This window comes from Xylophilus sp. GOD-11R (assembly GCF_033546935.1).
In the GTDB taxonomy this organism is placed as follows: Bacteria; Pseudomonadota; Gammaproteobacteria; order Burkholderiales; family Burkholderiaceae_C; genus Xylophilus.
Genome location: NZ_CP137854.1, coordinates 3,090,066 through 3,111,455, shown reverse-complemented (window position 1 = coordinate 3,111,455; position 21,390 = coordinate 3,090,066). Strand labels below are relative to the sequence as shown.

At 65.2% G+C, this 21,390-nt stretch carries 23 protein-coding genes; 16 read left to right on the top strand and 7 right to left on the bottom strand.

Annotation, left to right across the window (positions count from 1 at the left end):
• Window positions 1-8 precede the first annotated feature (8 nt).
• Window positions 9-1,202, top strand: coding sequence for a type VI secretion system baseplate subunit TssG (tssG, locus tag R9X41_RS14495; RefSeq protein WP_318631148.1), 1,194 nt, complete (start codon window positions 9-11; stop codon window positions 1,200-1,202).
• 39 nt (window positions 1,203-1,241) lie between these two features.
• Here tssG and R9X41_RS14490 read toward each other — a convergent pair whose 3' ends face one another.
• The gene (locus R9X41_RS14490) at window positions 1,242-1,631 is read right to left on the bottom strand and encodes a hypothetical protein (protein WP_318635322.1); all 390 of its coding nucleotides are present in this window, start codon (window positions 1,629-1,631) and stop codon (window positions 1,242-1,244) included.
• Between R9X41_RS14490 and R9X41_RS14485 the strand changes: the two genes are divergently transcribed.
• From R9X41_RS14485 to R9X41_RS14445, 9 genes are all read left to right on the top strand, one after another.
• On the top strand, window positions 1,594-2,166 hold the full coding sequence (locus tag R9X41_RS14485; protein WP_412556613.1) for a DUF4123 domain-containing protein: 573 nt from the start codon (window positions 1,594-1,596) through the stop codon (window positions 2,164-2,166). The two genes, R9X41_RS14490 and R9X41_RS14485, sit on opposite strands and share 38 nt — an antisense overlap.
• A 321-nt stretch (window positions 2,167-2,487) precedes the next feature.
• The gene (locus R9X41_RS14480) at window positions 2,488-4,617 is read left to right on the top strand and encodes a T6SS phospholipase effector Tle1-like catalytic domain-containing protein (RefSeq protein WP_318631147.1); all 2,130 of its coding nucleotides are present in this window, start codon (window positions 2,488-2,490) and stop codon (window positions 4,615-4,617) included.
• A gap of 68 nt (window positions 4,618-4,685) precedes the next feature.
• Window positions 4,686-5,129: a DUF3304 domain-containing protein gene (locus R9X41_RS14475; protein ID WP_318631146.1), complete on the top strand. Its 444-nt coding sequence runs from the start codon at window positions 4,686-4,688 to the stop codon at window positions 5,127-5,129.
• Between the two features lie 325 nt (window positions 5,130-5,454).
• Window positions 5,455-5,844, top strand: coding sequence for a DUF3304 domain-containing protein (locus R9X41_RS14470; RefSeq protein WP_318631145.1), 390 nt, complete (start codon window positions 5,455-5,457; stop codon window positions 5,842-5,844).
• Window positions 5,841-6,074, top strand: a complete 234-nt coding sequence (locus tag R9X41_RS14465) for a hypothetical protein (RefSeq protein ID WP_318631144.1) — start codon at window positions 5,841-5,843, stop codon at window positions 6,072-6,074. Before R9X41_RS14470 ends, R9X41_RS14465 begins: the two co-directional genes overlap by 4 nt.
• 134 nt (window positions 6,075-6,208) lie before the next feature.
• Window positions 6,209-6,589, top strand: a complete 381-nt coding sequence (locus tag R9X41_RS14460; RefSeq protein ID WP_318631143.1) for a DUF3304 domain-containing protein — start codon at window positions 6,209-6,211, stop codon at window positions 6,587-6,589.
• Window positions 6,586-6,816 carry a hypothetical protein gene (locus tag R9X41_RS14455; protein WP_318631142.1) on the top strand — a complete coding sequence of 77 codons (231 nt, stop codon included), beginning with the start codon at window positions 6,586-6,588 and terminating at the stop codon, window positions 6,814-6,816. The genes R9X41_RS14460 and R9X41_RS14455 overlap by 4 nt, the downstream gene beginning before the upstream one ends.
• 68 nt (window positions 6,817-6,884) lie before the next feature.
• Complete coding sequence (locus tag R9X41_RS14450; protein WP_318631141.1) at window positions 6,885-7,337, top strand: DUF3304 domain-containing protein; 453 nt, start codon at window positions 6,885-6,887, stop codon at window positions 7,335-7,337.
• A gap of 58 nt (window positions 7,338-7,395) precedes the next feature.
• The gene (locus tag R9X41_RS14445) at window positions 7,396-8,607 is read left to right on the top strand and encodes a type VI secretion system protein TssA (RefSeq protein WP_318631140.1); all 1,212 of its coding nucleotides are present in this window, start codon (window positions 7,396-7,398) and stop codon (window positions 8,605-8,607) included.
• A gap of 138 nt (window positions 8,608-8,745) precedes the next feature.
• On the opposite strand, the gene R9X41_RS14440 is transcribed toward R9X41_RS14445, so the two are convergent.
• The 3 genes from R9X41_RS14440 to prfB form a co-directional block, all read right to left on the bottom strand.
• Window positions 8,746-9,750, bottom strand: a complete 1,005-nt coding sequence (locus tag R9X41_RS14440; protein ID WP_318631139.1) for a class 1 fructose-bisphosphatase — start codon at window positions 9,748-9,750, stop codon at window positions 8,746-8,748.
• Window positions 9,751-9,779: 29 nt separating this feature from the next.
• Window positions 9,780-12,482: an aminopeptidase N gene (gene pepN, locus R9X41_RS14435; protein WP_318631138.1), complete on the bottom strand. Its 2,703-nt coding sequence runs from the start codon at window positions 12,480-12,482 to the stop codon at window positions 9,780-9,782.
• A gap of 124 nt (window positions 12,483-12,606) precedes the next feature.
• A protein-coding gene (gene prfB, locus R9X41_RS14430) for a peptide chain release factor 2 (protein ID WP_318631137.1) occupies window positions 12,607-13,711 on the bottom strand; the annotation gives its coding sequence in 2 pieces (ribosomal slippage) (window positions 12,607-13,629 and window positions 13,631-13,711; 1,104 coding nt in all).
• Between the two features lie 502 nt (window positions 13,712-14,213).
• Between prfB and R9X41_RS14425 the strand changes: the two genes are divergently transcribed.
• The 4 genes from R9X41_RS14425 to R9X41_RS23705 all read left to right on the top strand — a co-directional run bounded on the left by R9X41_RS14425 (window position 14,214) and on the right by R9X41_RS23705 (window position 16,016).
• On the top strand, window positions 14,214-14,738 hold the full coding sequence (locus R9X41_RS14425) for a PEP-CTERM sorting domain-containing protein (RefSeq protein ID WP_318631136.1): 525 nt from the start codon (window positions 14,214-14,216) through the stop codon (window positions 14,736-14,738).
• Window positions 14,739-15,014: 276 nt separating this feature from the next.
• Window positions 15,015-15,329: a hypothetical protein gene (locus R9X41_RS14420; RefSeq protein WP_318631135.1), complete on the top strand. Its 315-nt coding sequence runs from the start codon at window positions 15,015-15,017 to the stop codon at window positions 15,327-15,329.
• Between the two features lie 139 nt (window positions 15,330-15,468).
• Complete coding sequence (locus R9X41_RS14415; protein ID WP_318631134.1) at window positions 15,469-15,657, top strand: hypothetical protein; 189 nt, start codon at window positions 15,469-15,471, stop codon at window positions 15,655-15,657.
• 215 nt (window positions 15,658-15,872) lie between these two features.
• The gene (locus R9X41_RS23705; protein WP_412556612.1) at window positions 15,873-16,016 is read left to right on the top strand and encodes a PEP-CTERM sorting domain-containing protein; all 144 of its coding nucleotides are present in this window, start codon (window positions 15,873-15,875) and stop codon (window positions 16,014-16,016) included.
• 66 nt (window positions 16,017-16,082) lie between these two features.
• Here the strand turns inward: R9X41_RS23705 and argF are convergent, their stop codons facing one another.
• Together argF and R9X41_RS14405 are read right to left on the bottom strand one after the other, a co-directional pair.
• Window positions 16,083-17,009 (bottom strand): ornithine carbamoyltransferase, encoded by a 927-nt coding sequence (gene argF / locus R9X41_RS14410; RefSeq protein WP_318631133.1) that lies wholly within the window; start codon window positions 17,007-17,009, stop codon window positions 16,083-16,085.
• A 98-nt stretch (window positions 17,010-17,107) separates the two neighbouring features.
• The gene (locus R9X41_RS14405; RefSeq protein WP_318631132.1) at window positions 17,108-18,301 is read right to left on the bottom strand and encodes an aspartate aminotransferase family protein; all 1,194 of its coding nucleotides are present in this window, start codon (window positions 18,299-18,301) and stop codon (window positions 17,108-17,110) included.
• A 210-nt stretch (window positions 18,302-18,511) separates the two neighbouring features.
• On the opposite strand from R9X41_RS14405, the gene R9X41_RS14400 reads away from it, so the two are divergent.
• Both R9X41_RS14400 and R9X41_RS14395 read left to right on the top strand, forming a co-directional pair.
• Window positions 18,512-18,850 (top strand): DUF3579 domain-containing protein, encoded by a 339-nt coding sequence (locus R9X41_RS14400; protein ID WP_318631131.1) that lies wholly within the window; start codon window positions 18,512-18,514, stop codon window positions 18,848-18,850.
• Window positions 18,847-20,844 (top strand): 3'-5' exonuclease, encoded by a 1,998-nt coding sequence (locus tag R9X41_RS14395; RefSeq protein ID WP_318631130.1) that lies wholly within the window; start codon window positions 18,847-18,849, stop codon window positions 20,842-20,844. The genes R9X41_RS14400 and R9X41_RS14395 overlap by 4 nt, the downstream gene beginning before the upstream one ends.
• A 189-nt stretch (window positions 20,845-21,033) precedes the next feature.
• On the opposite strand, the gene rpsT is transcribed toward R9X41_RS14395, so the two are convergent.
• Complete coding sequence (rpsT, locus tag R9X41_RS14390) at window positions 21,034-21,339, bottom strand: 30S ribosomal protein S20 (protein ID WP_318631129.1); 306 nt, start codon at window positions 21,337-21,339, stop codon at window positions 21,034-21,036.
• Window positions 21,340-21,390: the final 51 nt, after the last annotated feature.

Genomic DNA, 21,390 nt, shown 5'->3' with positions numbered 1-21,390 from the left:
TCGAGCGCATGCTCGCCGACGCCGCCGTGGAGCCCGGGCGACATGGCCTGCTGGCGCTGCTGCGCCGCATCGCCGCCACCGACGATCACCTGCCGCCGCCGGGCCGGGCCCGACGCCCGTCACAGGAGACTTTCCGGCTGGGCCAGCAGGCCAGCATGGCTTTCGCGGCCCGAGAACTGGCGCAGGTGTCGTCGTCGCAGGGCAGGGCCGTCATCCGCCTGTTCGGCCTCGGTCTGCTCGGGCCGGGCGGGGCGCTGCCGACGCACTACACCGAGACGGTGTACGAACGCGCGCTGACACGGCGTGACACCGCGCCGGGCGATTTTCTCGACCTCTTCCACCACCGGGCGTTCTCGCATTTTTACCGGGCTTGGTCGCGGGCCCAGGCGGCGGCCGGGCTGGATCGGGCGGGCCAGGAAACCTTCACCCGCTACATCGCCTGGCTCAGCGGCGACGAGGCCCGCGACGTGGCCGGGCATCCTTTGCCGCGGCACGCCCGATGGGCTTCGGCAGCCCATCGGGTGCGGCCGTCGCGCAATCCCGAAGGACTGGTGCGCACCCTGGGCCACTATTTCGGCGTGCCGGTCGCGCTGCGGGAATACGTTTTGCGCTGGATGCCGGTGGAGCCGGTTCATCGCAGCCGCCTGGGCCGGGGCGACGCCAGCGCCCGGCTGGGGCATGGCGCCCTGGCAGGCGCCATGGTGCCGGACCGCCAGGCCCAGTTCCGGCTGGTGATCGGACCACTGGGTCTGCGGCAGTACCTGCGATTCACGCCCGGCCCGTCGCACGCGGATGTCGTTCATGGCGACGGCGGTCTCGATGACCACCCCGGCCGCCCCGGGCTCGGCGACTTGCCGGCCCTGGTCGAATGGGTGCGCGCCTTCGTCGGTTTCGAGTACGCCTGGGATGTCGAATTGCGTGTGCGGGCCGATGAGATACCCACCGCCCGACTGGGCGGCTCCCACCGGCTGGGTTGGTCCGCCTGGCTGGCCGGTGCGGGCGCTACGGACGTGGCTGCCGATGACGGGCCTGTGGGCAGTGGCGTTGCCGGCGTTGCCGGCAATGCCGCCGAAGCCAGGGCGCGGGGAGCAGCCGGCGCGGGCACCGCACGAGGCGCCCTGGTGTTCCAGCCCGAGCAATACCTGCGATGGCGGGCGGCGGCCGGTTCATCCGCAAACGGGCCGGGAAGCCGTCGGGCCTGACCCGGAACCAGAGTGCCGACATGCACCAGCGCCCGCTCACTACACCCAGCCCCCAGCCACCCAGCCAGCCTTATGACACGAACCACCTTCCCATGCCAGATCGACACGCAGCAGCCGCCTTACTACGGCGTCGACCCCCATGCCACGGACCTGTCGCGCCAGATCGCCGCCGCCGTCCAGGCGCACGGCGGGCCGTGTCCGGGCGATAGGCGGCAGGCCGTGCGTGCTCTGGTGGATTGCGCTTTGTTTCCCGCGCTCGGCCTGGAATTTCTGGCATTCGGCCGACGACCGGGGTCCGACGTTCGCAGCCTCTATGCCGGAACCGACATGGAAGGTGCCGAGGAATACGCGCCCTTCCTGTGGGAGTTGCAGGCCGACGAACTGCCGGCCTTTGGCAGTCTGCAACGGCGTGCCGGCGCTCAGCTTCATCCAGTCGCCGCTCGACCTGAACGACCTGCAACGCCATCTGGCCGCCTTCACGGTAGCCCATACCACCGACCAGCTGCGCATGGCACTGCGCATCGCCGATCCCATCTTTCTGCGGGTGGTCGTGTCCGCCCTGGGGCCGCAGGCCGAGACTTGCTTGCGCGCGGGCTTCGCTGCCTGGCACCTCATCGGCCGCGACGGTCACCTGACGACCTGGGCCGGTTCTGCCGCCACGTCGATCGCGCCACCGGTGCCCGATGGCCGGTGGATCCTGTCGGACGCTGGCTTCAACGCGATCGTCGGCAGCGGCGAAGCCGACGCGCTGATGTGCGCTGCCGTCCGGCGCGAGCCGTCGTTGGCCGAGCGAACCCGTGCTTGCGAGCTGCATCGGCGCACCGTCGCGTTGGTGACCGTGCTGGATCGCCAGAAGGTGGAGAGCCCGGCCGAGCGCAGTCGGCTGGTGCGTAAAGCCCTGCGGTTCGACGATCCGCTGGAAGGGGAGCTGTGGCTCAAGCAAAACGCGGGGGGTATGTCGTGAGGATGCCATGCGCCCGAGCCGTGGGGCAGCCAGGAGCACCGCACTGATGGCAGTCGTAACGATGGTCGGTTGCGCACCGACGCTCCCGCCCCTAACCGCTGAAGGAAGCCGGGAAATGAAGGCGCCGACGCGGTGCAAGCCTGACGGCAGGCCATGGGTGGAGAGATGCGCCAGCATCCCGGACGACGACGGCATCGGAAGCCTGACCGCGCATTGCCCACCGAATAAGCCAGTGCGCCTCGTTGCCTCCCACCACTACCCGGAAAGCCGTCACTACCCGATCCCCCTTCATTTCACCACCCTGCCATCGGAGTCAGCGCCATGACCAACACTGCCTGCAGCGCATCCGCCTACCTGCGCGGCGACACGCGAGAGATCCTGGCATTGAGCGGCGACGACCACGACCAGGCGTGCCAATTCGAACACCACCGGCGCGGACCGCACTGCGACATTCCGCTGCATATCGGCGTCTTCTTCGACGGCACCAACAACAATCGCGAGCGCGACGAGCCGCTGCGCGGCCACACCAACATCGTGCGACTGTTCAACGCGCATCCGGCCCTCGATGCGCCTCAATCCAATATGCAGCTCGCCGGTCATTACCGCATCTACGTGCCCGGGTTGGGAACGCGTTTCGAGCCGAACGGCGAATGGCGCGAGAGCATGGAAGGCAAAGCCATGGCGCAGGGCGGTCAGGCGCGCATCCTTTATGCGTTGCTAGAGGTGGTCAACGCCGTGCATAAGGCTTTCAGCCAGGACATAGCGCTATTCCAACCGGAAGCGATCGACGAATTGCTACGGGACTATGTGCACCACGTCCAGGAGGGCGAGGAAACCAGCGTCAGCGAGTCCCCGAGAAAACGCGCCACCCGAAAGGCCTGGGTGCGCCGCATCGACACGATGCTGCAGAAGCGTCTCGCCCGGGCACGGCTGGACCGTCCCCGACCGCACCATCCCTTCATCCGCGTCAACGTGTTCGGCTTCTCGCGCGGTGCGGCCCAGGCGCGTGCTTTCTGCTACTGGCTCGACGACATGCTGGTGGACGGCAAGCTCGGCGGCATTCCCCTGGATATCGGCTTTCTGGGGCTGTTCGATAGTGTGGCCTCGGTGGGCCCGCCGCATTCCATCAGCCGCAGTTGCGGCAGCCTGGGACTGATCGATGGCCATTTCGGCTGGGCCCGGGAGATCCTCGGCGAACTGCCCTCGGTCGCGCGGCGGGCGGTGCACTTCGTCGCCGGGCATGAGCAGCGCATGAGCTTTCCGCTGACCCGGCTGCGCGGCCCGGACGTCACCGAAGTGGTTTATCCGGGCATGCATTCCGATGTCGGCGGTGGCTACCTGCCGGGCAGCCAGGGCCGTGCGCGGGAGGAGTCGCAACTGCTGTCGCAGATTCCCCTGGCGCACATGCACCGCGAGGCGCGGAAATGGGGAGTGCCCTTGGTCGACTGGCTCTGGATGGATGCGCGTCTGCAGCGCGACTACGGCCTGTCACCGGCGCTCATCGCCCACTGGAACGACTACATGTTTACCGCGGGCGAGGACTGGGAAAGGCGCGAGGGCAAAGCAGCCGTCGGCATGTTTGCCAGCCACGACTTCGGCGACCTGATGCGCCAGCACGCGCGACTGTTCCTCAATTACCGTCTCGAATGGAGTGAACCCTACGGCATGCAGCAATTGCTCGACCGGCTGGGCGTGCAAGGCCAGGACCGCGAGGACATCGCCAGCTACAACGCCCGGCTCAAGGGCGATGTGGACCTGCTCGTGGCCCGGCGCGACGCCATCGCCGCGGGCCGCTACCACCCGGCGAACCGGTACAGCTATCCGGGCGATCCGGTCGACATAGGCCGCTATCGCAAGACCAGCAACCTGCTGCCGCAGATGCTCGCAGCGTACGGCGGCGGCCGGGAAGACTGCGGCATCGACTGGTCGCTTCGCCAGTACCTGGGCCGTGATGTCCGTGGCGAGGGACACCACGCGCTGCTGACGCACCAGGTGCACGACTCCTTGGCAGGCTTCTATCTGGTGGGATTCAGCACTGACGAGGAGAAGGCCGAGAAGCTGCTGGAGATCGTGCGGGAGGCGCGCGAAAGCGGGCCGCAGAAGCTGCCGCCTTACCAGCGGCAGGTGTTCGAGAACTATGAGAAGGCGGGCGCAGCCGATCCCCAAATTGTGAAGTCGATCGATGGTCGGCTTCGCGAGGAAGCAAGAAGAGGACGGGGCGCCGACACCGAGCAGGCAATCCGGCGAGCCAGCGAGGCATATCGCAATGAGTCGGTGTTCCGGCCGGAGGAGCAAGGGGTATTGGGTCGGTTGTTTCCAGTTCAAACGGACGAGGTGGCTAACTCCATTCCCACAGGTCTCGAAAACGTGGTGCGGTTAATCACCAAAACCCGCCGTGAGGCGGGTGGTTATCTCCTGGGCCGAGTCATCTTCGATGGAGAACCTGCATGAGGGTGTTGTGGACGCTGGTGATCGCCCTGACTGTTCAGGGTTGCGCGCAGCAAAAGCAGAGAACAGCCATGGAGACCGAACGGGATCGATTTCTGGCTCAAGAAGAAGCCATTCGCGATGCCCAACGCGTTCCAGTGGTCCACGTCTCGCTGGGCTGCACCGGCCACGGCAAGGTGGGCTACATCCACAGCTATGCGGTGCAGGAGACCTGGCACGGCCAGTTCAGCCGGGGCATGGTCTATGGCCTGAGCTGCGGCGGGACGGTGCTCGCGGGCTACCCCGTGCCGAGAACCTGGACACCTGGACTGAAGGTGCTTGTGCGGTGGAAGCCGGACGGTCGAGAGTGGGTGCAAAAGACCACCACGATCCCGCCCTACGACGACGCAGGCATGTTGTACGTGCACTTCTTCCCGAACGACGAGGTGCGGGTGGTGGTGTCGCGTGTCGGCACGCAGAACCCCGGGCATCCGATTCCTCCCACGGCGATCGAGCCGCCGCCCGAGATCGAGTAGTGCCGCTTCGCTTCGCCTATCCCCGGCCCACGCAGCCCATATCTCCCACGACCCCGACATGAATCAAGCACCCGACAACGCATCGCCCGATTCCGCCGGCGCCCCATGGCCGCGAGCTGTCAAGGTCGACTCGGCGGAAGGCCAATGGTCGTGTTCCTGGCTGAGCCATCGTGGGCGGAGAACTTCGACCAAGTTGTTATGCATGTTGGTCATCGCCCTAACTGTTCAGGGCTGCGCGCAACAACAGCAGAGGACAGCCAAGGAAATCGAGTGGGATCGTTTCCTAGCCCAGGAGGAGGCCATTCGCGACGCTCAACGCGTCCCGGTGGCCCACGTCTCACTGGGGTGCGTCAGCCATGGCGATGTGGGCTATGTCCACAGCTTCGGTGTGCAGGAGATCTGGCACGGCCAGTTCAGCCAGGGCATGTACTACGGCTTGAGCTGCGGCGGGGTGATCGCGCCCAGCTATCCACTGGCCCGAACCTGGAAGCCGGGGATGAAGGTGCTGGTGCGGTGGAACCGACCGGTCGACGGCGAAGACAACTGGATAGAGAGATTCGCCACCATTCCCTACTACGACAGCATCGGAAGCCTCACCGCGCATTTCTTTCCGAACGAGCAAGTGCGCCTCGTCGTCTCCAACTACTACCCGGAGAGCCGCTATTACCCGATCCCCTTGCACTCCACCACCCCGCCACCGGAGCCGACGCCATGAGCACCGCCGCCAGCAGCGCGCAACAGACGCAGCCGCCGTACCGGCTGCAGGTGTTCGAGAACTATGAGATGGCGGCCGAGCATGACCTCGTGTTTCCCATTCAGGCCGATGAACAGGCTCACGACATCCCGACGTGGTTGGAAAACATGGTGCGGCTTGTGACCAAGACCCGAAGGGAGGCCGGGGGATACCTTCTCGGCCGGGTCATCTTCGATGGAGAGCCTCAATGAGGTGGCCTTCGATGCTGGGACTGGTCTGCGCCTTGCTGGGCTGTTCGCAGCCACGGCCCATGACAGCCAAAGAGGCCGAACGGGATAGCTACCTGGCTATGCAGCAGGCCATACGCGACGCTCAAAGCGTCCCGGTGGCCCACGTCTCACTGGGGTGCGTCAGCCATGGCGATGTGGGCTATGTCCACAGCTTCGGTGTGCAGGAGATCTGGCACGGCCAGTTCAGCCAGGGCATGTACTACGGCTTGAGCTGCGGCGGGGTGATCGCGCCCAGCTATCCACTGGCCCGAACCTGGAAGCCGGGGATGAAGGTACTGGTGCGGTGGAAGCCTGACGGCATGCCATGGGTAGAGAAATTCGCCACCATTCCCTACTACGACAGCATCGGAACCCTCACCGCGCATTTCTTTCCGAACGAGCAAGTGCGCCTCGTCGTCTCCAACTACTACCCGGAGAGCCGCTACTACCCGATCCCCTTGCACTCCACCACCCCGCCACCGGAGCCGACGCCATGAGCACCGCCGCCAGCAGCGCGCAACAGACGCAGCCGCCGTACCGGCTGCAGGTGTTCGAGAACTATGAGATGGCGGCCGAGCATGACGTGTTTCCCATTCAGGCCGATGAGCAGGCTCACGACATCCCGACGGGGTTGGAAAACATGGTGCGGCTTGTGACCAAGACCCGCCGTGAGGCGGGTGGTTGTCTCCTGGGCCGAGTCATCTTCGTTGGAGAACCTGCATGAGGGTGTTGTGGACGCTGGTGATCGCCCTGAGTGTTCAGGGCTGCGCGCAGCAAAAGCACAGAACAGCCATGGAGACCGAACGGGATCGATTTCTGGCCCAAGAAGAAGCCATTCGCGATGCCCAACGCGTTCCGGTAATCCACGTCTCGCTGGGCTGCACCGGCCACGGCAAGGTGGGCTACATCCACAGCTATGCGGTGCAGGAGACCTGGCACGGCCAGTTCAGCCGGGGCATGGTCTATGGCCTGAGCTGCGGCGGGACGGTGCTCGCGGGCTACCCCGTGCCGAGAACCTGGACACCTGGCATGAAGGTCCTCGTACGTTGGAATCGCCCCATCGAAGGCGACGACAACTGGATCGAAAAGACCACCACGATCCCGCGCTACGACGACGTAGGCATGTTGTACGTGCACTTCTTCCCGAACGACGAGGTGCGGGTGGTGGTGTCGCGTGTCGGCACGCAGAACCCCGGGCATCCGATTCCTCCCACGGCGATCGAGCCGCCGCCCGAGATCGAGTAGTGCCGCTTCGTTTCGCCTGTCCCCGGCCCACGCAACCCATAGCTCCCACGACCCCGACATGAATCCAGCACCCGACAACGCATCGTCCTATCCGGCGGAAGCCCTTTGGCTGCAATCCCTCTGCGCGGACGACCCGTGCGGCCCCAGCCTGGAGTACGACAACGACTTCGTGCTGCTGCAGGCGATGCTGCAGCCCGCGCCCGAAGTGCAGTACGGCGATTTCACGGCGCGCCGGGACGGCCCGGACTGGGCGGACGTCGAGCGCCGGTGCCGGGAATTGCTCTTGCGCAGCCGCGACATCGCCTTGCTGGTGTGTCTGGCGCGATGCCGGGTACGCCAGGCCGGGGCCGATGGACTTCGTGACGGATTGAGTGGCCTGCGTTGCTGCCTGCAACGTTTCGGCGATTGCATCCATCCCCAGGAGGAGGGCGGGGACACGGGCCTGCGGGCGAACGCCGTGGCCGCGCTGGTCGATCCCGCCGGGTTGCTGGGCGACGTGCGCGACATCGTGGTCGGCGCGTCGGCACTCGGTCGTTGGCGGCTGCGCGACGTGGAGCGCTCCCGCCTGCAGCCCCGGCCGGCCGACGCCCCGGCCGAAGAGGCGGTATCGGCGTTCCTGGCGGAACTGGTGCGCGAGCACCGGCCGGTGGCGGTGGCGCTGCAGGCCGCGGCGAGCGACCTGGGCGCCATCGCATGCTGGTGCCGCGACACCCTGGGCGACAACGCGCCGGACCTGTCGCCGCTCATGCGCCTGCTCGCACCCTTCGGCCGGCCGCCAGGTGCGCCTGGCGACTCCGCGACCGATGGGACGCGGCAGGGTGAAACGGATTCGCTCGCGGTGGTGGTCGCGGATGCCGGGTCGGCTGGTGGAGCAGGTGGGGCAGGTGGGGCAGGTGGGGCAGGTGGGGCAGGTGGGGCAGGTGGGGCAGGTGGGGCCGACAGGCACCCAAAGACCCGCGAAGCCGCCTGCGAATCGCAAGTGCCGGTCGCCGTTGGCTCGCCGCCTCCGATCGACCGGTGTGCGACGGCGACGGCGACTGCCTGCGGCACGGCGATCCCGCGGGCGCCGCACCCGATAGCGGCCGCCGCCGGCCGTGAGGCAGCCCGGGCCGACATCGCCCGGCTGCGCGACTGGTTCGATCATCACGAACCGAGCAGCCCGGTAGGCCTGTTGCTGCGGCAGGCCGAGCGGCTCGTGGGGCGGCCTTATGCCGAGCTGGCGCGGGCATTGCCGGCCGACCTGGTGGACCACTGGAGCCAGGACGCCTGAGGCATGACGCCTGGGCATGGAAAACGGCCCCGAAGGGCCGTCGCGTTGCAGGCGCCGCGCGATCCGTGCCCGGCCGTGATCCCCCCCCACGAGGTCGGAAAACCTGGCACAGGCCGCCGGCCGGCGTTCTCGTGCCTGTCAGGGCTGGGTGTGGTACTGGGTCACCCGGTCGACTTCGTTCTTGGAGCCCAGCACCACGGCTACCCGCTGGTGCAGCTTGGTCGGCGCGATGTCCAGGATGCGCTGCCGGCCGTCGGTGGCGCCGCCGCCGGCCTGCTCGACCAGCCAGCTCATCGGGTTGGCTTCGTACATCAGGCGCAGCTTGCCCGGCTTTTCCGGCTCGCGCTTGTCCCAGGGGTACATGAAGACGCCGCCGCGCATCATGATGCGGTGCACGTCGGCGACCATGCTGGCGATCCAGCGCATGTTGAAGTCCTTGCCGCGCGGGCCTTCCTTGCCGGCCAGGCATTCGTCGACGTAGCGCTTCACCGGGGCGTCCCAGTGGCGCATGTTGCTCATGTTGATCGCGAATTCCTTGGTGTCGACTGGAATCTGCACCTGGTCCTGGGTGAGCACGAAGGTGCCTAGTTCGCGGTCGAGCGTGAACATGACCACGCCCTGGCCGACGGTCAGCACCAGCGTGGTCTGCGGGCCGTACACGCAATAGCCGGCGGCGACCTGCTGTGCGCCGGCCTGCAGAAAGTCGGACTCGGCGACGGCGGCGGTGCCGGACTTCTTGAGCACGCTGAAGATGGTGCCGATGCTCACGTTGACATCGATGTTGCTCGAGCCGTCGAGCGGGTCGAACATGAGCAGGTAGTCGCCCTGGCGGTACTGCGCGGGGATCGGCAGGATCTCGTCCATTTCCTCGCTGGCCATGCCGGCGAGGGTGCCGCCCCATTCGTTGGCCTCGATCAGCATGTCGTTGGAGATGATGTCGAGCTTCTTCTGCACCTCGCCCTGCACGTTTTCGCTGCCGGCGGTGCCGAGCACGCCACCGAGCGCGCCTTTGTTGACCGCGCTGCTGATGCTCTTGCACGAGTCGGCGACGACTTCCAGCAGCAATTGCAGCTGCGGCGCGACGGCCTGCGCGCTGCCCTGCTTCTCGACGAGATAACGAGTGAGGCTGATCTTCTGGGCCATGGGTGTGGTCCTGTGATGGAGTGGATGAATCAGTCGGCGAGCGCGCGCGAGATGACCTCGCGCGTGTCGTTGCTCAGGTTGGCGCTGGCGTCGATGCGCGCAATGGCCTCGCGCGCCATGGCGCGGTAGGGATCGGCCAGCTTCTTCCAGCGGTCGAGCGCGCGCGCCAGGCGGGCGGCGACCTGCGGGTTGATGGCGTCGAGCGCCAGCACGTTGTCGACCCAGAAGGCATAACCCGCGCCGTCGGCACGGTGAAAGCCCGCCGGGTTGCCGTTGCAGTAGGCGAAGACGAGGCTGCGCGCGCGGTTGGGGTTCTGGATGCTGAAATCCGGATGCTTCATCAGTCGCTTGACCAGCGGCAGGATGTCGCCGCCACGGTCGGGCGCGCCGGCCTGCATCTGGAACCACTTGTCGATGACCAGCGCTTCGCCGGCGAAGATGGCATGGAAGCGTTCCAGCGCGGGGGCGGCCAGCGGGCTGGCTGCGCCGACCAGCGCGACCAGGGCGTTGGCCCGGTCGGTCATGTTGTCGGCATCCTTGAAGCGCTGGTAGGTACGTCCGGGCCAGACGGTGTCGCCGGTTTGGCCGGCGGCCAGGCACAGGTTGACCAGCGCCAGGCCGGCCAGCGCGCGACGGCCGGACGACAGCGGATCGGGCGTGTAGGCGCCGTTGTGCTCGTTGGCTTCCCAGATCGCGGCCCAGTCGGGCTGCAAGGCGGTGGCCAGCTGCAGGCGCATGGCTTCGCGCACCGCGTGGATGCGCTGCGGGTCGACCACGGCGAGCTGCTCGGCGATGTAGCCCTCGGACGGCAGCGTGAGCACCAGTTCCTTGAAGGCCGAGTCGAGTGCCGGGTCGCGCAGGATGGTACGCATGGCGTCGACGAAGGCCTGGTCGAAGACGGAGGACGACAGCGGGCCTTCGACCGAGATGGCGGCCAGCGCATGGCGCAGCGCCAGGCGCTGAGCGGCTTCCCAGCGGTTGAACGGGTCGGTGTCGTGGGCCAGCAGGGTGAGAAGCTGGGCGTCGCTGTATTCGATGTCCAGAATGACCGGCGCCGAGAAGCCGCGCAGCAGCGAAGGCACCGGCGCGGCGTCGACGTCGTGGAAGACGAGCGTGTGGCCGGGCTGTGTCATGGTGAACAGGCCGGCCGAGGAGGGCGTCTCGGCGCTGTCGACGGTGTAGCGCAGCGGCAGGGCGGTGCCGTCGTCTGCGACCAGGCCGAGGGCGACCGGAATCACGAAGGCGTCCTTGACCGGCTGGCCGGGTGTGGGCGGGCAGCTCTGCGACAGGGTGAGGGTGTAGCTGCGGTCGCTCGCGTCGTACTGGCCGCTGGCGTGCACCCGCGGCGTGCCGGCCTGCGAGTACCAGCGCTTGAAGCGCGACAGCAGCGCGGCCAGGGGCGAGTCGGGGTTGGCGTCGGCGATGGCCTGGGCGAAGTCGTCGCAGGTGACGGCCTGGCCGTCGTGGCGATCGAAATACAGCGTCATGCCCCGGGCGAAGCCTTCGCGGCCGACCAGCGTCTGCATCATGCGGACGACTTCGGCGCCCTTCTCGTAGATGGTGACGGTGTAGAAGTTGCTGATCTCGATGTAGGCGTCGGGCCGCACCGGGTGCGCCATGGGGCCGGCGTCTTCGGGGAACTGCACGGTGCGCAGCACGCGCACGTCCTCGATGCGCTTGACCGCGCGGGCCGAGGCCTCGGCGCAGAGGTCCATGCTGAATTCCTGGTCGCGGAAGACGGTCAGGCCTTCCTTCAGGCTCAGCTGGAACCAGTCGCGGCAGGTGACGCGGTCGCCGGTCCAGTTGTGGAAATACTCGTGGCCGACCACCGATTCGATGCCGGAGAAGTCGGCGTCGGTGGCGGTGGCCTGGCTGGCGAGAACGTACTTCGTGTTGAAGATGTTCAGGCCCTTGTTCTCCATCGCGCCCATGTTGAAGTCGCTGGTGGCGACGATCATGAATCGTTCCAGGTCTAGGCTCAGGCCGAAGCGGGCCTCGTCCCAGGCGATGGAGTGCATCAGCGAGACCATGGCGTGCTCGGTCTTGTCGAGGTCGCCCCGGCGCACGAAGATCTGCAGCAGGTGGTCGTTGCCGGCGCGCGAACGGATGCGCTGCTCGCGGGCGACCAGCTTGCCGGCCACCAGCGCGAACAGGTAGGCGGGCTTGCGGAAGGGGTCGACCCACTTGGCGAAATGGCGGCCGTCGTCGAGCGTGCCTTCTTCCACCAGGTTGCCGTTGGACAGCAGCACCGGGTACTTGTCCTTGTCGGCACGCAGGGTCACCGTGTACATCGCCATCACGTCCGGGCGGTCCAGGAAGTAGGTGATGCGGCGAAAGCCCTCGGCCTCGCATTGGGTGAAGAAGGTGTCCTGGCTGACGAACAGCCCCATCAGCTTGGTGTTCTTGGCCGGGCAGCAGGTGGTGAAGATCTCCAGCGTGAAGGCGTCATGGCCTTCGGGCAGGTTCTCCAGCACCAGTTGCTGTCCGCGCTCGGTGGTGTCCATGCGGAAAGACGTGCCCTGGCCGTTGACCAGCACGCGCGCGAGGTTGAGTTCCTCGCCGTCGAGGCGCAGCGCCTGGGCGGGCACGTCGGGGTTGCGCCGCACCTGCATGCGGTTGAGCACGCGGGTCTTGGCCGCGTCGAGGTCGAAACACAGATCTACCGTGTCGATCCAGTAGGCGGGCGCGAGGTAGTCGGCGCGGTGGATCGCGGTGGCGGGGCCTTCACGCATGGTGGGGGTCCTTTGGATTCGGTTTGTGTCGCGGTTGATGGCCGCGGGCGCTGGGGCGAGACCACGCGTGCGTGGTGCAAGACCCGAGCCCGGCGGGTTCAGGCAGGCATTGTGGAGGAGTCGGTCACACGCCTTGTTTCAACGATGCTTCGATGAAGGCGTCGAGGTCGCCGTCGAGCACCTTCTGCGTCGCCGAGATTTCCACGTTGGTGCGCAGGTCCTTGATGCGGCTGTTGTCCAGCACGTAGCTGCGGATCTGGTGGCCCCAGGCGACGTCGGTCTTGGAGTCTTCCAACTTCTGCTGCTCTTCCTGGCGTTTGCGCATCTCGTGGTCGTACAGGCGCGAGCGCAGGCGTTTCCAGGCCACGTCGCGGTTGCTGTGCTGGCTGCGGCCGTCCTGGCACTGCACCACGATGCCGGTCGGGATGTGCGTCAGGCGCACGGCCGAGTCGGTCTTGTTGATGTGCTGGCCGCCGGCGCCGGAGGCGCGGAAGGTGTCGGTGCGCACGTCCGACGGATTGATCTCGATCTCGATGGAGTCGTCGATTTCCGGGTAGACGAAGATGCTGGCGAACGAGGTGTGGCGGCCGCCGGACGAATCGAACGGGCTCTTGCGCACCAGGCGGTGCACACCGGTTTCGGTGCGCAGCAGGCCGAAGGCGTATTCACCCTCGATCTTGATCGTGGCGCCCTTGATGCCGGCGGTGTCGCCGGGGGTTTCGTCCTCGATCTGCGTGGAGAAGCCCTTGCGTTCGGCGTACTTCAGGTACTGGCGCAGCAGCATGCTGGCCCAGTCGCAGGCTTCGGTGCCGCCGGCGCCGGCCTGGATGTCCATGAAGCAGTTCAGCGGATCTGCCGGGTTGTTGAACATGCGGCGGAATTCCAGAGCCTCGATGTCCTTGGACAGGTTCTGCGCGTCGGCCTCGATGGCCTGCATGCCGGCTTCGTCGCCTTCCTCGCGTGACATCTCGAACAGCTCGGAGTTGTCGGCGAGCTCACGGGTGAGGCGGTCGATGGTGACGACGATGTCGTCGAGCGCCTTCTTTTCCTTGCCGAGTTCCTGGGCCTTCTTGGGGTCGTTCCAGACGTTCGGGTCTTCGAGGGAGGCGTTGACGGTCCTCAGGCGGTCGGCTTTGGCATCGAAGTCAAAGATACCCCCGGAGATCGACCGTCCGGGCGGACAGGTCGACCAAGGTGTTGCCGATGGTGTTGATACGTTCTGCTTCCATTTTTTGATCCTGCGGGTGGCTGGGGAGAGGGCTGCCTGGGTGGCGGCGAACCGTGGATTTTGTCATGGGGTGGGGGAAGGGGGTTCTTTGCTGTGTGGGGTTGGGTTTCTTCCTTTCTTTTGCTGAGCGTCGAGTGGGGTGGGGGTTGCTCTTGGGGTAGTTCGCTGGGGTTTTATTTTCTTTTGGTGTTCGCAGCGTGGAGCTGAAGGCCTGCTCGTTGCACTACCGGCTGCCTTTTCTTCTTTTCTTCTGTTGGCCCAGGGTGGAGCTGGGGGGCTTGCGCGCCCCCCAGCTCTACCCTGGGCAGAGAATCAATACCGAATAAGCCAAAAGCCCTATTGGCAGTAAAAATCAACACTGACAAGACAAAGAAAACGCCCTGTTGCGTATGGCATTAATTATTTCGGTGCCAATAGGCCGGCCCCAAAAAAAATGCAGGTTAGATTCTGGCCGTTGAATCGCCCGGTTCAACATTTGTCTAAGACTTTCTGCCAAATACTCTATGAAGAAACTGAAGTTTTTAGCTCTGTCAGCACTGGTCGTGTGTTCGGCGTCGCATGCCGCATACGTGAATCTCCAATCGTTCGTACCAACCGAGGGCTTGGTGACGATTGCACTTGACTTCCTCGGCTTGGCAGCTACGGGGCCACGCAGCATGGGTGACATGATGTTCCCCGCAGCTGATGCTCGCGGCTACATCAATGTCACCAACCTGCAGTCCTTTGAATATCAAACCAGCGGGACCGGCACGTCGATCTATTTTTCGACCATGCCGCACCAACAAATGATCAATATCGCGTCAAATGAGGTGTTCAGCACCTACACATTCGCGACACCCTACACGGGCGCTCTTAAATTCAACGTGGTGGGCGCTACAAGCGAAACCATGATTCTGTCCCTTCAGCGTTTCAAGACCGCACCACTCGCCGCAGTACCCGAGCCTGAAACATACGCCATGTTCATGGCTGGTCTGGCAGTCGCCGGGATAATGGCTCGTCGCCGCAAGGACGCAGTCGCGCACTCATAAAATCGCGGACGGAAACGCTCTGCCGGATGTCGGCTGCAACAAGCATTGTGAAATACACAAAATAAAAAATCCGGGTCAAGACCCGGATTTTTATTTATTGAAAGCGCGAGGAGCTTCAGTCCTCCACTCGCCTCAGCAGCAAAAATTCCATCAGCGCCTTCTGCGCATGCATCCGGTCTCTGCCTCGTTCCAGCCAACCGACTACGGACCCGTCGAAAACGTCGGCTTTCGCCTCTTGCCGCAATGTGCCGGCACGCGTCATGAACATGCGTCCGCTTGGCGACGGCCATCATCTCGGTGTCCAAGCATCAGTCGGCAAACGCCGGAAGCAGCTGTTGCCATGAGCATCCTGGTGATCGTTCGTATCGAAAAGAAGAAACGATTTGCGCCGTGCGCCGCGCCGCGCTGTCGCTGTTGATTGTGTCTACCGGCAAACGCCAACGTTGTGCACGTTTTACGCGAAACATTACTATTATTTTTGGTTTGTGGCCGTGCGCCAAAAAAATGTGCTTGCAGTTTGTGCATCTTGTTTCTGCAGAAGTTTGCAAATACTTCGTTTATTGGTTCTACATTGCTAACGCCTATCGTTAATTTGTCTAATGGGACGTGTCGACTCCTATTGGTTTATAAATCCAGTAGGTGCAGTACAACGTGTCACTCGGCGCGCCACGCCACTAGTACTGGTCATCCATCATCGCTTGGCGGCCATGGCATAGAAAAGGACACCATTTTGAAGCTCAAGTATTTGTCGACATTGTTAATATCTGCCGCCACCATTCCGGTCGCTCACGGAGCCTATGTGGATTTGTCAACTTTCGGCTACGAATCCAACAACGGAAGTGCAAGCGCCGAAGCGAATATGCTCGTGTTGACAGAAGTTTCGCCTATTTTGCCGGATGCCCCGTTTCTGGCTATGTAAACGCCTTTCTGCTGTCCGCGAAAGACGTCTCGTCATTTGAATATTCGACCGGCGGAGTTCCGGCGCCGAATTCTTTGGTATTTGACGACGGAGTTGACTACATCGATCTTGCGCCGTCAACCGTCGGCTTTTCGACATACACTTTTTCAGTGCCTTATTCAGGAAGCTTGAGGTTCAGCTTGGGTGGTTCACTTGGAAATGACGGGTCGGCAACCATGAGCATTCGAAACCTGTATGCCATGGCTGCTGTTCCCGAGCCCGAAAGCTATGCAATGCTGATAGCCGGATTGGGTTTGGTCAGCTCGATGACACGCACGGCAAAAAAGCGTGGAGCACAGCGGAAAAGAACGCAAAGATGAAAAAATCGAGAGTAATAAATCCGGGCTGAGCCCGGATTTATTACTCCATGAACAGCTCAAGTGGTCTCAGTTTTCCACGCGCCCGAGCAGCAGAAACTCCATCAGCGCCTTTTGCGCGTGCATGCGGTTTTCCGCCTCGTCCCAGACAACCGACTGCGGCCCGTCGATGACGTCGGCCTGCACCTCTTCCCCGCGATGCGCCGGCAGGCAGTGCATGAACAGCGCATCCGGCTTGGCAACGGCCATCATCTCGGTGTCCACGCACCAATCGGCAAAGGCCTTCTTGCGCGCCTCGTTCTCGGCTTCGTAGCCCATGCTGGTCCAGACGTCGGTCGTGACCAGGTCCGCGCCCCGGCACGCGTCCATCGGATCCTTGAAGACCTTGTAGCAAGCAGTCGACGCCACACCCGCCACGACCGGGTCGACCTCGTAGCCGCCCGGCGTGCTGATGTGCACCGTGAAGCCCATCAACTCGGCCGCCTGCAGCCAGGTGTTGGCCATGTTGTTGCCATCGCCTACCCAGGCCACCACCTTGCCCTGGATGGAGCCGCGGTGTTCTATATAGGTGAACACGTCGGCCAGGATCTGGCAGGGGTGGAATTCGTTGGTCAGGCCGTTGATGACCGGGACCCGCGAGGCGGCGGCGAAGGCGGCGATTTTGGACTGCTCGTAAGTGCGGATCATCACCAGGTCGACCATGCGGCTGATGACCTTGGCGCTGTCGTCGATCGGCTCGGCGCGGCCCAGCTGGCTGTCGCCGGTGGTGAGGTGCACCACGCTGCCGCCCAACTGGTACATGCCGGCCTCAAAACTCACGCGGGTGCGGGTCGAGGCCTTCTCGAAGATCATCGCCATGGTGCGGTCGGCCAGCGGGTGATATTTCTCGTAGGCCTTGAACATGCGCTTGATCTTTTTCGCTCGCTCGAAGATCCAGGCGTACTCCTCGGCTTGCAAGTCTTTGAACTGCAGGTAGTGGCGGATCGGTGCGGTCATGGCGTCAAGGGACAAGTCGAGAAAAAGGAACGCCGTGGAGAAGGTCCACGGCGTGGTCGGTCGAAATCCGGGCGCCAAGCTTAACTTGGCAGGCGGACTCAGGCGAGAAAGGCCTTGAGCACCGGCACGAGCAGCTCGACCAGCTGGTCGCATTCGGCCTCGGTGATGATCAGCGGCGGCACCAGGCGCACCACGGTGTCGGCCTGCACGCTCACCAGCAGGCCGGCCTGCGCCAGGCGCCACTGGATGTCGCCGCAGGAGCGGTCGAGGGCGATGCCCAGCATCAGGCCCTGGCCGCGCACCTCGACCACGCCGGGCACGCCGGCCAATGCCTTCTCGAGCGACTGCTTGAGGTAGTCGCCCACCCGCGCGGCATGTTCGACGATGCCGTCTTCTTCCATGATGCGAATGGTTTCCACGCCGGCGCGGGTGGCCAGCGGGTTGCCGCCGAAGGTGGAGCCGTGGTTGCCCGGCTGGAAGATGTTGGCCGCGCGCGGCCCGGCCACCACCGCGCCGATCGGCACGCCCGAGCCCAGGCCCTTGGCCAGCGGCATGACGTCGGGCTTGATGCCGGCCCACTGGTGGGCGAACCACTTGCCGGTGCGGCCCATGCCGCACTGCACTTCGTCGATGATCATCAGCCAGTCCTGCGCGTCGCAGAGCGCACGCACCTGGCGCAGGTATTCGGCCCGCATCGGCACGATGCCGGCCTCGCCCTGGATGGTTTCCAGGAACACGGCGACCACGTTCGGATTGCCGTCGGTCGCTTTCTTGAGCGCCTCGATGTCGTTGACCGGCACGCGGATGAAGCCTTCGGTCAGCGGCGCGAATCCTTTTTGCACCTTCACGTTGCCGGTCGCCGACAAGGTGGCGATCGAGCGGCCGTGGAAAGCGTTCTCGTACACGACGATCTCCGGGCGCTCGATGCCCTTGTCGTGGCCGAACTTGCGCGCCAGCTTGATCGCGCATTCGTTGGCCTCGAGGCCGGTCGAGCAGAAGAAGGCGTTGTTCAGGCCCGAGAGTTCGGCCAGCTTGGCGCCCAGCGCTTCCTGGCTGGGCACGTGGTAGTAGTTGGAGCAGTGGATCAACTGGGCGACCTGTTCCTGCAGGGCGGGCACCAGCTTGGGATGCGCATGGCCCAGGGTGTTGACCGCCACGCCGCCCAGCCCGTCGAGGTATTTGCGGCCTTCGGTGTCCCAGATCCACACGCCCTGCCCGTGCGACATGGCGATCGGCAGTCGGCCGTAGGTGTTCATCAGATGGGAAGAGGCGGGCGCGGCGTTGGCGGTCATGCGGTGGTTTCTCTCAATGCTGATTGGGGCGAGGAGGGCGGATTCTAGGCGCAGCGTGCGACAGCTTCGTTGACTTTGGCGCATGACTGCGATGCGCTGCACGGCGCCGGGTAAACCCGTCCGGTGAGGCTTGCGCAACGTTAGAATGCCAGCCGGTCCTGGGCCTGCTGACGATCTCGGCAGCCCGAGGGGCTGTTTGCTTCATACCCGATGGCCGCCTACACCAAAGAAGTCTTCATCCAGGGCCTCACAGCCGACGGGCGCACCTTTCGCCCGAGCGACTGGGCCGAACGCCTCGCCGGTGTCATGAGCTCGTTTCGCCCCGGCGGCCCTCGCCCGGGCAGCCATCTCGGCTATTCGCCCTGGTGCATCCCGACCTCGATCGGCGGTGTGAAGTGCGTGGTGGTGCATCCCGACCTGCGCGACTACGATGCCATGGCCTGGGACTTCGTCATGAACTTCGCGCGCGACAACGGCCTGCAGGTCACCCAGGCCGACGCGATGCCCGGCGCCATCCCGCCGGCGTCTCCAGCGGGCGGCAACTCTTGACTGCGGCGGACCGCGGTCCGCGCTACGTTCCGTCGCCCGATCTGCTGCAGCCGACGGACGAGCAGCGCGCCATCCAGACATCGACTGCCCCGACGCTGCTGATCGAAGCCCGCGCCGGCGCCGCCAAGACCACCACCCTGGCGCTGCGCCTTGCCGAAGCCTGGTCGCGCGGCACGGCGCCAGCCGACTGCCTGGTGCTCACCTATACCGATGTTGCCTGCGATGCCTTTCGTCGGGCACTCGCGGGCATCGGCGTGCCGGACGATGCGATCCAGCGCTTTCGCATCGCCAGCTTCGAAGCCTTCGCCGCGTCCATATTGCTGCCCCTCGAAGGTGGCGTGGCGGTGCCGCGCCGGCTGCGCGCCGAGGAGTTGCGCGAGACCGTCTGGGAGGCCGTGCAGCGGGTGGACTCGCAGGCCGACGAGCGCTGGCCGGACGCGCTGGAATATCCCTCGCAGGGCGACGCCGGCTTCGTGGCGGAGTTTCTCGACGACATGCTGCGGATCAAGGGCACGCTCCGGCTGGAGCGCGAGGCCCCCGACGGCCCGCTCTCCCCGGACGACGCGGCCGAGATGGGCATGCGCTACATGACGCTGCGCTGCTTCCATGCCTATGAGCGCTTGCGGGCGGGCGGGCATCCGGATCGGCCGCTGTTTCGGGGGCCTGCCGACGCCACTTATGACCTGGCCCGCATCCTGGCCCGCGGTCGCGAGGACGGCGTCACCACCGCGTCGTCCGCGTGGCCGCAGCGACTGCGGGTGCTGCTGGTCGACGAGATGCACGACATGAACGAAGCGATGTATTCGATCCTGCTGCATCTGCTGGGCGGGCGCGGTTGCTTCTTCACCGGCGTGGGCGATGCCGACCAGGTGATCCACGCGGCGGCTGGCGCCGATGCGGTGTTCATGAAAGGGCGGATCGACGCCGACACCGCGCGCCGCGCGCAGTTCCTGCCGTTGGCGGCGAGCTTTCGCTTCGGTGAGGCGCTCGCCGGTCCGGCCGGGCGTTTCATCCGCAAGCCGCTCGAGTCGGGCGGCGCTGCCAAGACGACGATCACCGTTGCCACCTATGCCGACGAGGACGATGGCGCCGCGCAGGTGCTGGCCGCCGTTCGCGGCGGCCGAAAGAGCGTGCGCGATGCGGCCGGACTCGCCGTGCTACTACGGCACGAGCACCAGTCGATCGCGATCGAGAACGCGCTGATCCATGCCGATATTCCCTATCGCAGCATCGGGTTCGAAAGTTACCTGCTGCGCTCGGAAGTGCTGCTGGTGCGCGGACTGCTCGCCATCGCCACCCGCGATTTCGCCAGTCTGGAAGGGCGCGACACGCTCTTGCGCATGGTGCAGGCCTTCGTGCTGTTCTGTGGCACCACCTTCGACGAAGACCCGGACCAGCCCGACGTGACGCAGGCGGCGCTGATGGCCGAAGCGCTGCGCGACTTCGCCGGCAATGCCGAGAACCTGCCGCTCTTCCTGCAGAACCACGTGCTGCGCAAGGCGGAGCCGGCTGCGGCCCGGCGCTTGCGCGCGGCCCTGGCGGTGGCCGCTGATGAGGCGCACGAAGACCGGTTCGGGCGTTTCCTGGACGCACTCGACATGCCTTGGTTCGTGGCGCAGGCGCTGGTGCGGCCTGAACGCCGTGCCGGGGCGCTGCGTAATCTGGCCGGGCTGCGGGCGCTGGCGGCGCATTACCCGGACACGCGGACATTTTTCAAGCATCTCAACGACACGGCGCAGCGGCAGGCCGGCATGCGGCGCAGTGCGGCGATCACACTGGCGAGTGCGGCGGCGGTGAAAGGGCTGGAATTTCGCGAGGTGCTGCTGCCGTGGATGGAGCAGGGCGAGTTTCCCGACGCGCAGGGCCGGCCGGCGGACGAGGCGAATCTTTTCTACGTAGCGATCACGCGGGCGCGGCAGGTATTGCGGCTGTTCGTGCACGCGCGGCGGCCGAGCGAATTCGTGGTGCGGGCGGGGTTCGGCCAGACGGGTTGACTGGCAGCGGCGGCCAGACGGATCGGATGCCCATGGTTGCCGATTCGTTCTCGCCGACGCCAGACGCAAAAAAACCGCCCGAAGGCGGTTTTCTTGCTTTTCGCGCAGCGCACCCAATGCAAACGGCGGAGAACGCTTTCCTGCGTGGAAGGCGCCCGTCCGGGCTTACCTGATTTTGCTAGTGCAGCCTCAGGCGGCGGCTTGGGTGGTGGCGAGTGCCTTGACCTTGGCGGCCAGGCGGCTCTTGTCGCGGGAGGCCTTGTTCTTGTGGAAGATGCCCTTGTCGGCCACGGTGTCGACCACGCTCTGGGCGCGGGCGAAGGCTTCGGCAGCCTTGGTCTTGTCACCGGCAGCGACGGCCTTCTCGACGTTCTTGACGGCGGTACGGTACTTGGAACGCAGCGAGGTGTTCGCGGCGTTCAGCTTGATGTCCTGGCGGACGCGTTTACGGCCCGACGCGAGGCGCGGGTTCTTTTTCTTGGGCTTGGTTGCCATGATCTAGTGTTCCTTGAGTTGTTCGAGGATGTTGCGCGAAACCGCGGATTA